Source organism: uncultured Sphingomonas sp. (genome assembly GCF_964244235.1).
Lineage (GTDB): Bacteria > Pseudomonadota > Alphaproteobacteria > Sphingomonadales > Sphingomonadaceae > Sphingomonas.
Map to the genome: position 1 here is coordinate 1 of NZ_CAXTII010000095.1, position 10,081 is coordinate 10,081.

Genomic DNA, 10,081 nt, shown 5'->3' on the forward strand with positions numbered 1-10,081 from the left:
ACGGGGTGTCGCTGCGGTTCGGCGAACGAGTCTTTGGCGATCCCGGATCGGTTGTCGTTCCGACCATTCGCTTCGAGGACGGAGAACAACGTGACAAGGCGATCGGACTCGTCGGCAACAGGTTGTGGACGGCGGTTTTTGTCCGACGTGGAGCAACGATACGGTTTATTTCATTAAGGAAAAGCAATGAGACAGAAATTAGAGGATATCATCGCTATTCCGGCCGATCCGGATGACCCCGAGGATGGCGACGTCACCGAAGCGGCGCTGCGGCAGGCGCTGATCGAGCGCGATCGTCGCGTCCGGGGCCTTCAGCTAGCCCCGACCAAGCAGCAGGTGACGTTGCGGCTCGATCAGGACGTGCTCGCCAAATTCCGTGGCACGGGCCCGGGCTGGCAGGCCCGGATCAATGCGGTACTGAAGGCGGCGAACGTTTAGGTCACCCCGCCTTCGCCACCCCGACCATCGCGGGCCGCAGCAGCCGGTCCTTGATCATGTACCCGCCCTGCATCTCCTGCACGATCGTACCGGGGGCCTGGTCGCTTGGCAGTTCCAGCATCGCCTGGTGCTTGTTGGGATCGAGCGTCTCGCCGAGCGCGGTGATCCGGGTGATGCCGTTGCGCTGGAAGATCGAGGTCAGCTCGCGCCCCGTCGCGTCCAACCCGGCGACGAGGCCCTTGAACTTCGCATCCTCGCGCAAATCCGCCGGGATGGCCGAAAGCGCGCGTTCCAGATTGTCCGCGACCGAAAGGATGTCACGCGCAAAACCGGTAGTCGCATAGGCGCGCGCGTCCTGCGCCTCCTTCTCCGCGCGGCGGCGGACGTTCTGAATTTCGGCCTGGGCGTACAGGACGTTCTGCTTCGCCTCTGCCAGCTGGTTTTCCAGCTCGCCGACACGGTCGTGTTCCGCCACTTCGGGCGCTGCGTCCGCGGTCTCTTCGCGGAGGTTTTCTTCGTTATCGGTCATGCAAATCCCTGTAGTAATCGGACGCTCAACCCATCAACCGGGCGAGCGTCGCCGCCGTGAAATCCACCATGGGCACGACGCGCGCATAGTTCAACCGCGTGGGGCCGATCACCCCCACGACGCCGACCACGCGTCCGCCCGCACCGCGAAACGGTCGGGCGATCACGGACGATCCCGACAGCGCGAACATTTCGTTTTCCGCGCCGATGAAGATCCGCGTCGCATCCCCCGCCCGCGCCGAATCGAGCAACGCCGCGATCTCCTGCTTGCCGTCCAGATCGTCGAGCAGATCGCGCACCCGTTCCAGGTCCGCGGCGGCGGCGGCGTCGATCAGACGCCCCTGCCCGCGTACGATCAGCACCGGGCGCCGCGCGCCATCCTCGCTCCACACCGCCAGCCCGCGCTCGACCAGCGTCCGCGCCGCACCGTCCAGCGCCGCGCGACCATCGGCCAATTCGCGATCGACCCGGAGCCGTGCTTCCGCCAGCGTCAGTCCACCCAGCGTCGCGGACATGTAGTTACCCGCCTCGACCAGCGCCGACGACGTCATCCCCCCCGGCAGCGCGATGACCCGGTTCTCGACCGACCCGTCCTCGCTCACCAGCACCGCCATCGCCTGATCGGCCGACAGGGGGACGAATCCGATCGAACGCAGTTTCGTTTCGCGCTTGGGCACCATCACCAGTCCCGCGCAGGCAGACAGCCCCGACAGCGCCGCGGTCGTCGCCGCCAGCGCCTCCTCGACCGGTCCGCCGCCGCCGACGCGCGACCCGCCGAGCCCGATCTCGAGCGCGGCCCGTTCCTGCGCGGACGGCTCCAGCGCCTGCATCATTCCATCGACGAACAGCCGCAGCCCGCGGTCGGTCGGCAACCGCCCCGCGCTGGTATGCGGCGAAGCGATGAGCCCCGCCTCCTCCAGTTGCTGCATCACCCCGCGGATCGATGCCGGCGAGAGGCTGAGCCCCGACAATTGCGCGATCGTCTTCGATCCCACCGGCGATCCGTTCGCCACATAGCTGTCCACCACCACGCGAAAGATATCGCGCGCGCGGTCGGTCAGTTCGGCGACGGGCAGCAGGGGCATCGACCCGATCTAGGCTGGCGAGCGGCAATGCGAAAGGCTAGGCGGACCGAGACCAGACCAAGAAGGAATATCCATGCGCCCAAGCGGCCGCTCGCCCGACCAGATGCGCCCCGTCACCATCGAACCGCGTTTCACCCGTCATGCCGAAGGGTCGGTGCTGATCGGCTTCGGGGATACCAGGGTGCTCGTCACCGCGTCGGTCGAGGAACGGGTGCCGCCGTTCCTTCGCGGCAAGGGTCAGGGCTGGGTCACCGCCGAATACGGCATGTTGCCGCGGGCGACTCATACTCGCGGCAATCGCGAGGCAGCGAAGGGCAAGCAGTCGGGGCGGACGCAGGAAATCCAGCGGCTCATCGGACGGTCGCTGCGCGCCGTGGTCGATATGCAGGCGCTCGGCGAGCGGCAGATCACGCTCGATTGCGACGTGATCCAGGCCGATGGCGGGACGCGGACCGCCTCAATCTCGGGTGCCTGGGTCGCGCTGCGGCTCGCGGTCGACGGGTTGCTGAAAGGCGGCAAGCTGTCGGTCGATCCGATCAAGCAGAAGGTCGCCGCGGTCAGCTGCGGCATCTACCAGGGCACGCCGGTGCTCGACCTCGATTACGACGAAGATTCGAACGCCGACGCGGACGGCAATTTCGTGCTGCTGGAAAACGGCAACATCGCCGAGGCGCAGGCCACCGCCGAACATGCGACCTATGACGAGGAGGCGCTGCTCCGCCTGCTCCGTCTCGCGCGGATGGGCTGTACGGATATCTTCGCCGCGCAGACAGCCGCCGTCGCGTGAGCGGCGGCGGCGATGCCCGGCAGGCGATCCGCAAGCTCGCCCCGGGCAGGCTGGTGATCGCCAGCCACAACAAGGGCAAGGTCCGCGAACTGACCGCGCTTCTCGCCCCCTACGGCGTCGAACCCGTTTCCGCCGCCGACCTGGACCTGCCCGAACCGGTCGAGACGGGCACGACCTTCTTCGCCAATGCCGAGCTGAAGGCGCGCTCTGCGGCCGACCTGTCGGGCCTCCCCGCGCTGGCGGACGACAGCGGACTGTGCGTCGATGCGCTGAATGGCGATCCGGGTGTCTACACCGCAGACTGGGCGGAGACGCCGAACGGCCGCGACTGGGCCCTCGCCATGCGCAAGGTGGAGGATGCCTTGCAGGCGAAGGGTCCCGACACGGCGCGCGACGCGCATTTCGTCTGCGTCCTCGCGCTCGCCTGGCCCGACGGTCATGTCGAATGGTTCGAAGGTCGCGCGGAAGGATCGCTCACCTGGCCGCCGCGCGGGACGGTGGGCTTCGGCTATGATCCGGTGTTCGTGCCCCATGGCCGGAGCGAGACGTACGCGGAACTGGACCCCGAGGAGAAGCACGCCGTCAGCCACCGGGCGGACGCGTTCGCGCAGCTGGTTGCATCGGTGTTTTGAGAGAAGTGAAGGGTGTTCGACATTCATGGCGACCAACTTGCACTTCACGTCAGGACAGGATGGTCAGCTATTGTCAGTGGCAACTTGCCGCGACCGCTCGCCTTCGCGCGAATATGATGGCGAAAAATGCTGTCCTACACGGCGACATTTCGCTGTGCTCGTCACCATGCCGCACTCCGCCTCCACGCCGCCGCAACGCGCCTTCGTAGCGTTATGCGGGAAGGGTTTCCGGCGCTGACGTGGCGTGTGGTTCGTCCACTTCCGCGCCCCGACTCGGCGAATCGAACGTGCCGATCTCTGGTATCACGCCCGCGGGTGGGCGTTCCGGTAGACGTCCAGCAGATGCGCGGCATCCACCCCCGTATAGACCTGGGTCGACGACAGGCTCGCATGGCCGAGCAGTTCCTGCAGCGCCCGCAGGTCCGCACCGCGGCCCAGCAGATGGGTCGCGAAGCTGTGGCGCAGCGCGTGCGGGGTCGTCCGATCGCCAAGACCCAGCCGCCCCCGCGCCGCCTGCACGGACTTGCGCACCACACCCGCCGACAGCGGGCCGCCCTTGGCGCCGCGGAACAACGGCGCATCGCGCGCGCCCGGCCAGGGAGAGACCGCGGCATAGGCGTCGATCGCATCGCGGACCTGCGGCAATAACGGCACGATCCGGGTCTTCGCGCGCTTGCCCGTCACCGCCAGCGTCGCACCGAGCGGCAGGATGCCGCCCGGCAGCGCCACCGCCTCCCCGATGCGCAGGCCGGCACCATATAGCAGCATCAGGATCGCCCAGTCGCGCGCGCCGATCCACGGTTCGGCCGCGTCGTCGGCTACGTCGGTCGCCAGCGCGATGACATCGGCAGGCGCTATCGGACGCGGCACCCCCTTCTTGACGCGCGGGCCGCGTGTGCGTGGAGCCGAGGCCGCCGGATTGGCCCAGGCGAGAAAGCCACGCACCGCGGACAATTCGCGTGCGGCGGCGGCATTGCCCAGCCCGTCGCTGCGCCGTTTCGCGAGGAACGATCGCAGATCGATCGTCGTTGCCCGCGCCAGCACCCTGCGGTCGATCGGCTGCCCCCAGTGATCGTTCAGGAACGCGACGAGCCGCGCGGCGGTCGCGGCATAGGCGCGCACGGTATGAACCGATCGACGGCGATCGTTCTGCAGATGCATCGCCCAGGCTGCGGCAAGCGTGATGGGCGGCGCGGTCATCGCACGCGATCCTGCCGCTGGGGACTGCGTGGAGGAAGGAAAATCGAGGCGAGCATGAAAGAAAGGGGCGCGACCGAGGGATTGCCCCGTCGTTCGACAGGCTTGATGTGATGCTAAACCTGATCGACTGCGACTGGGGCTGTACGCTGTCACATGTCGGCGGGTTGCCGATCGCGGTGGTCGTCGCGTTATCGGGCGGCCCGACGTCGTGATCATGATCGGCGAACCGGGTTCACGCGGTGCACACTGGGCCCCATATACATGCAATGTCCCGGGTCCGCGTTCTCGTCCTGAATTCGGCGCTCGGCCCGCTCGATTACCGCGTTCCCGCCGGCATGCAGGTCGAACCCGGTTCGATCGTCGTCGTGCCGCTCGGCCCCGGACAGTTGCTTGGGGTGGTGTGGGAGGCCGAGCATCTGCCCGCGGACTCCGAAGTCGGCGACAACCGGTTGCGGCCGCTGCTCGGGGTAGCGGATACGCCACCGCTGGGTGCGCCCCTGCGCCGGTTGGTCGAATGGACCGCCGCTTATTATCTCGCCGCGCCCGCCGCCGTGGTCCGGATGGCGCTCGCCTCCACGTCCGCCCTGGAAGGCTCACGCACCGCGACCGAATACCGTGCGACGAACACGCCACCGCCGCGCCTGACCCCGCAGCGAACGCAGGCGCTGGAGCGGATCGCCGATCGACAGGGGCTGATCCGCGAACTCGCCGGGATCGCCGACGTATCCGACGGTGTGATTCGCGGCCTCGTCAAGGCCGGCGCGATCGAGGCGGTATCGGTCGGCATCGACAGCCCCTTCCCGCTGCCCGACCCCGATCATGCGCCACCGATCCTGAGCGCGGACCAGACCGCCGCCGCGACCGCCCTTGCCGACGACGTTGCCGCGCACCGCTTCGCCCCGACATTGCTCGACGGCGTCACGGGATCGGGCAAGACCGAGGTGTATTTCGAAGCGGTCGCCGCAGCGATCCGGGCGGGTCGACAGACTTTGGTCCTGCTGCCCGAGATCGCGCTGACCGAACCGTTTCTGAATCGTTTCCACGACCGGTTCGGCTGCGAACCCGTCGCCTGGCATTCGGGGCTTCGCTCCACCCAGCGCCGCCGCGCGTGGCGGGCGATCGCCGGCGGGGAGGCGCTCGTGACCGTCGGCGCGCGATCGGCGCTGTTCCTGCCCTACAAGCGGCTTGGCCTGATCATCGTGGACGAGGCGCACGAAACGAGCTTCAAGCAGGAGGAAGGCGTCCATTATCATGCCCGCGACGTCGCGGTGATGCGCGGTATGTTCGAACATTGCCCGGTGATCCTGGCCTCCGCCACGCCGGCGATCGAAACGCGTCAGCAGGTCGCACTCGGCCGCTACGCGGAGGTGAAACTGCCCGGCCGCTACGGCGCGGCGGAAATGCCGTCGATTGCCGCGATCGACCTGATCCGCGAACCGCCCGAACGCGGCCGGTGGCTGTCCGCGCGGCTGGTGAAGGCGATGGCGGAGACGCTGGCGCGCGGCGAACAGTCGCTGCTGTTCCTCAACCGCCGCGGCTATGCCCCGCTGACCTTGTGCCGGACCTGCGGCCACCGTTTCCAATGCCCGAACTGCACCGCCTGGATGGTGGAACACCGGCTGACCCGGCGGCTCACTTGCCATCATTGCGGCCATGTCGAGCCGGTCCCGCGGCTTTGTCCCGAATGCCGGAACGAGGATACGCTGGTCGCCTGCGGCCCGGGTGTCGAGCGGATCGCGGACGAGGTCGCCGCGCTGTTCCCCGCCGCCCGGACCGCGGTCGTGACATCGGACACGATCTGGTCCCCGGCACGCGCGGCCGAGTTCGTCGGGCGGATGGATGCGGGGGCGATCGACATCGTCGTCGGCACCCAGTTGGTGACGAAGGGCTATCATTTCCCCAACCTCACGCTGGTCGGCGTCGTCGATGCGGACTTGGGCCTGGAGGGCGGCGATCTCCGCGCGGGGGAGCGTACCTTCCAGCAGATCCGCCAGGTCTCGGGCAGGGCCGGCCGCGGGGACAAGCCCGGCCATGTCCTGATCCAGACGCACAGCCCCACCGCCAGAGTGATGCAGGCGCTGATCACCGGCGATGCGGACGCCTTCTACGCCGCGGAAACCGAGGCACGACGCGACGCCGGCGCACCCCCGTTCGGTCGCTATGCCGCGATCATCGTGTCATCCGAAGACCAGGCCGCGGCACAGGAGACCGCCCGCGCGGTCGCACGCGCCGCGCCGACGGTGGACGGCATGCAAGTCTATGGTCCCGCCCCCGCCCCGCTGGCGATGCTGCGCGGCCGCCACCGCTTCCGCCTGCTCGTCCATGCCCGGCGCGCAGTGGACGTGCAGGACATCATCCGCGATTGGCTCGCCGGCCTTGCCCGGTCGGCAAAGGTGCGGGTGACGGTGGATGTGGACCCTTATAGTTTTCTATGAGGGTTGAACGCGCGATCGTCGCTGGCTAGCCTCTGGTATGGGGGACAATATTCATGGTTCGTAAGATGACTGCCGCGGCGGCCGCGTTATTGCTGTCCACATCCGCCAGTGCCTCCTGGCAGCGCGCGACGTCGCGGCATTTCATCGTCTATTCCGACGACACACCGGCGCATGTCGAGGCCTTCACGGTCAAGCTCGAGAAATTCGACAAGGCGATGCGCGTCTGGCACGTCGCACCCGAGGACAAGCGTGGCGACAGCGCGCGTGTCACCGTGTTCGTCGTCAGCGACATCGCGGCGATCCAGAAGCTGGCGGGCCGGGCGGACGTTGCCGGCTTCTACCAGCCCCGCGCTGGCGAATCGGTCGCTTTCACGCCACGCAGTTCGGGCGACGGCGCGGATCACGGCTTCACGTCGCAGGCCATCCTGTTCCACGAATATACGCACCACTGGATGCTGACCAACGATGCCTGGTCGGACGCCGCGTTCCCGCCATGGTTCGTCGAGGGCTTTGCCGAATTGCATGCCACCGCGATCATACGGAACGGCGATGTCATCTTCGGCGCGACTCCGACCTATCGCGGCTACACCGTCGGCAATATGAATTTGTTGCCGGCCGCGCAGTTGCTGCTGCCCAATCCGGGCCATCTCAGCGGCGAACAGCGGGATGCGCTATATAGCCGCGGATGGCTGCTCGCCGACTATCTGATCTTCAACAAGGATCGGCTGGGGCAATTCGCCGCCTATGTGACGGCGATCAATTCGGGCAAATCTCCCAGGGAAGCCAACGCGCTCCTCGGCAACCCGAATGCGCTGGATTTTAAGCTGAACGCCTATGGCAAGCAGTCCGTCCTACCATCCGCGCTGATCCCGGCGAAGGACCTGACGATCGGCAAGGTCAGCGTTCAGCCCCTCACGGCGGCGGAGGCGGCAATCATGCCGGCCTTTATCCTGTCGAAGCGCGGCGTAACATCCAAAGCCGCACCGGGCGTTGCGGCAATGGCACGCCGGGTCGCGGCATCCTATCCGGACGACGCGTTCGTACAGAACGAGGTGGCGGAAGCCGAGTTCGACGTCTGTTCGACCGATCCGACATCAGACGCGGCATGTTACGTCCGCACCGAGGCGGCTGCCGATCGGGCGCTCGCGACAGACCCCAAGTCGATCCATGCGCTCGTCTACCGGGGCATGGCGCAAGCCGCGGCGGCAAAGAAGAATAAGATCGTCGATCCGGCCAAATGGTCCGCGATCCGCCAATGGTTCCTCGCGGCGAACAAGATCGATCCGGAGGCGCCGCAGCCGCTCATCGATTTCTACGAAAGCTATGCCGCCGCCGGTCAGACGCCGACGAAGAATGCCGAGGGCGCGATGCTCTATGCCTATGCGCTCGCGCCCTACGACGCATCGGTACGGATCAAGGCGGCGCATGTGCTGCTGGTGCAGGACAAGGCTGCCCAAGCGAAGGTCGCATTGGGCCCCGTGGCCTATAACCTGGACGAGCCCGGCCAGGCCGACCGTGCGCAGAAAATCCTGGCGGTCCTGGACAAGGACGGCAGCAAAGCCGCGCTCATGGAAATGGACAAGAAGCCCGAAGAGAAGGACAAGAAAGGCTGAGCTTCCCCAGGCAGAACGCGCAGGATATCGTCAGTCCGCATGCTCCGCCAGTACGGTAAGGCCGCGGTCGTCGACTTCCGCAAAACCACCGCGGATCATTATCGTTTCCGGCTCCGATTTCTCGGACCGGAATATCAATAGCGCGCCATCGCGGATGGTCGACATCACGGGGGCATGGCCTTCCAGCACGCCGAAGTCGCCCTCGGTGCCGGGCACCGTCACCATATGGACGTCCTCCGAGCGGATCAGCTTCTCGGGAGTGACGAGTTCGAAGTGGAGGGGCATGTTATGGAGCTTTCGCAACGTCAAAAGCGACGGTCATGATCAGCTGGATACCCTGACTGTTCTGAGCAACGATATTCGGGCCATCCAACAGCAATACCATGTGCGGGCCGGGCCGCGCAGCATTAAGCACGAAGAAATCGCGCATGAAATTGCCCTGGGTGCCCGACCGGCTCCGATCGAATGTCCAACCTGCCATGGACCGCAGCTTGTTTGACCAGTCAACACGCGCAGAAAGCGAGAGATCAGAGTCGGCAACCGTCACCTTACAGGCCGGAACAGTCGGGGAAGCAGCAATCCACATCTCGGCGGCGGGGGCCGTGACCGAGGCGTAAATCCCGTCATTGCCGAACAGGCGGCCTGCCATTGCGCTGACCATCGGTGGCGGCTTGGTACTCAGGTTGATGCCAACGCCGCTCAGTTCAGTGGCATGTTTAGGCGCAAGATAGTCTCGCTGCGTCAACTGCAGCGCACACGCTCGGAAGGCCACTTCAATCCGGTCGGCAAGCGGCCGACCAGGGTCGGCCGGCGCCTGCTGCGCCAGGGAAAGCGCAAGGCCGATAAGGGCGGCGACCGGCATCGGCCTACGACTCCTGCGCCATCTTCTCAGCCTTGGCGACCGCCTCGTCGATGCCGCCGACCATGTAGAATGCCGCTTCCGGCAGATGGTCGTACTCGCCGTCCACGACCGCCTTGAACGACTTGATCGTGTCCTCGATCTGCACGAACTTGCCGCTGATGCCGGTGAAGACCTCCGCGACGTGAAAGGGCTGCGACAGGAAGCGCTGGATCTTGCGCGCACGCTGCACGGTCAGCTTATCCTCTTCGGACAATTCGTCCATGCCCAGGATCGCGATGATGTCCTGCAGCGACTTGTAGCGCTGGAGCAGCGACTGCACCGCGCGCGCGGTGTCGTAATGCTCCTGCCCGACGACGCGCGGTTCCAGCACGCGGCTCGTCGAATCGAGCGGATCGACCGCCGGGTAGATCCCGAGTTCGGAGATCGCGCGGTTCAGCGTCGTCGTCGCGTCCAAATGGGCGAACGACGTGGCCGGGGCCAGATCGGTGAGATCGTCCGCGG

General features: G+C 66.6%; 11 protein-coding genes and 1 pseudogene. 6 read left to right on the forward strand and 6 right to left on the reverse strand.

Annotated elements, in window-relative coordinates; genetic code table 11:
- Both ACFE7D_RS12770 and ACFE7D_RS12775 read left to right on the forward strand, forming a co-directional pair.
- The coding region (locus tag ACFE7D_RS12770; RefSeq protein ID WP_375395799.1) for a BrnT family toxin at positions 1 to 236 on the forward strand (236 nt) is incomplete at its 5' end.
- Positions 187 to 438, forward strand: a complete 252-nt coding sequence (locus ACFE7D_RS12775) for a BrnA antitoxin family protein (RefSeq protein WP_375395800.1) — start codon at positions 187 to 189, stop codon at positions 436 to 438. The genes ACFE7D_RS12770 and ACFE7D_RS12775, both read left to right, overlap by 50 nt.
- 1 nt (position 439) lies before the next feature.
- Here ACFE7D_RS12775 and grpE read toward each other — a convergent pair whose 3' ends face one another.
- Positions 440 to 967: a nucleotide exchange factor GrpE gene (gene grpE / locus ACFE7D_RS12780; protein ID WP_375395801.1), complete on the reverse strand. Its 528-nt coding sequence runs from the start codon at positions 965 to 967 to the stop codon at positions 440 to 442.
- Between the two features lie 25 nt (positions 968 to 992).
- Positions 993 to 2,051: a heat-inducible transcriptional repressor HrcA gene (gene hrcA / locus ACFE7D_RS12785; protein WP_375395802.1), complete on the reverse strand. Its 1,059-nt coding sequence runs from the start codon at positions 2,049 to 2,051 to the stop codon at positions 993 to 995.
- 73 nt (positions 2,052 to 2,124) lie between these two features.
- Between hrcA and rph the strand changes: the two genes are divergently transcribed.
- Both rph and rdgB read left to right on the forward strand, forming a co-directional pair.
- Positions 2,125 to 2,838, forward strand: coding sequence for a ribonuclease PH (rph, locus tag ACFE7D_RS12790; RefSeq protein ID WP_375395803.1), 714 nt, complete (start codon positions 2,125 to 2,127; stop codon positions 2,836 to 2,838).
- Positions 2,835 to 3,470, forward strand: a complete 636-nt coding sequence (rdgB, locus tag ACFE7D_RS12795; protein ID WP_375395804.1) for an RdgB/HAM1 family non-canonical purine NTP pyrophosphatase — start codon at positions 2,835 to 2,837, stop codon at positions 3,468 to 3,470. The genes rph and rdgB overlap by 4 nt, the downstream gene beginning before the upstream one ends.
- 303 nt (positions 3,471 to 3,773) lie before the next feature.
- On the opposite strand, the gene ACFE7D_RS12800 is transcribed toward rdgB, so the two are convergent.
- Positions 3,774 to 4,670 (reverse strand): tyrosine recombinase XerC, encoded by an 897-nt coding sequence (locus ACFE7D_RS12800; RefSeq protein ID WP_375395805.1) that lies wholly within the window; start codon positions 4,668 to 4,670, stop codon positions 3,774 to 3,776.
- A gap of 266 nt (positions 4,671 to 4,936) precedes the next feature.
- Here ACFE7D_RS12800 and ACFE7D_RS12805 point away from each other — a divergent pair, with 266 nt between their 5' ends.
- Both ACFE7D_RS12805 and ACFE7D_RS12810 read left to right on the forward strand, forming a co-directional pair.
- Entirely contained in the window at positions 4,937 to 7,105 is a 2,169-nt protein-coding gene (locus ACFE7D_RS12805) for a primosomal protein N' (protein WP_375395806.1), read from the forward strand.
- Positions 7,106 to 7,158: 53 nt separating this feature from the next.
- A complete protein-coding gene (locus ACFE7D_RS12810) occupies positions 7,159 to 8,718 on the forward strand; it encodes a hypothetical protein (RefSeq protein ID WP_375395807.1) in 1,560 nt (519 codons plus the stop codon).
- A gap of 30 nt (positions 8,719 to 8,748) precedes the next feature.
- Here the strand turns inward: ACFE7D_RS12810 and ACFE7D_RS12815 are convergent, their stop codons facing one another.
- The 3 genes and pseudogenes from ACFE7D_RS12815 to ACFE7D_RS12825 form a co-directional block, all read right to left on the reverse strand.
- Positions 8,749 to 9,003: an ATP synthase F1 subunit epsilon gene (locus ACFE7D_RS12815; RefSeq protein ID WP_375395808.1), complete on the reverse strand. Its 255-nt coding sequence runs from the start codon at positions 9,001 to 9,003 to the stop codon at positions 8,749 to 8,751.
- 1 nt (position 9,004) lies between these two features.
- Positions 9,005 to 9,580: a hypothetical protein gene (locus ACFE7D_RS12820; RefSeq protein WP_375395809.1), complete on the reverse strand. Its 576-nt coding sequence runs from the start codon at positions 9,578 to 9,580 to the stop codon at positions 9,005 to 9,007.
- 4 nt (positions 9,581 to 9,584) lie between these two features.
- Positions 9,585 to 10,081 (reverse strand): annotated as a pseudogene (locus tag ACFE7D_RS12825) (F0F1 ATP synthase subunit beta); the annotation flags it as partial.

Bases quoted from the DNA above. Each gene is read 5' to 3' on its own strand.
- ACFE7D_RS12775 (WP_375395800.1), top strand. From the start codon at position 187: ATGAGACAGAAATTAGAGGATATCATCGCTATTCCGGCCGATCCGGAT.
- grpE (WP_375395801.1), bottom strand. From the start codon at position 967: ATGACCGATAACGAAGAAAACCTCCGCGAAGAGACCGCGGACGCAGCG.
- hrcA (WP_375395802.1), bottom strand. From the start codon at position 2,051: ATGCCCCTGCTGCCCGTCGCCGAACTGACCGACCGCGCGCGCGATATC.
- rph (WP_375395803.1), top strand. From the start codon at position 2,125: ATGCGCCCAAGCGGCCGCTCGCCCGACCAGATGCGCCCCGTCACCATC.
- ACFE7D_RS12800 (WP_375395805.1), bottom strand. From the start codon at position 4,670: ATGACCGCGCCGCCCATCACGCTTGCCGCAGCCTGGGCGATGCATCTG.
- ACFE7D_RS12805 (WP_375395806.1), top strand. From the start codon at position 4,937: ATGTCCCGGGTCCGCGTTCTCGTCCTGAATTCGGCGCTCGGCCCGCTC.
- ACFE7D_RS12810 (WP_375395807.1), top strand. From the start codon at position 7,159: ATGGTTCGTAAGATGACTGCCGCGGCGGCCGCGTTATTGCTGTCCACA.
- ACFE7D_RS12815 (WP_375395808.1), bottom strand. From the start codon at position 9,003: ATGCCCCTCCACTTCGAACTCGTCACTCCCGAGAAGCTGATCCGCTCG.
- ACFE7D_RS12820 (WP_375395809.1), bottom strand. From the start codon at position 9,580: ATGCCGGTCGCCGCCCTTATCGGCCTTGCGCTTTCCCTGGCGCAGCAG.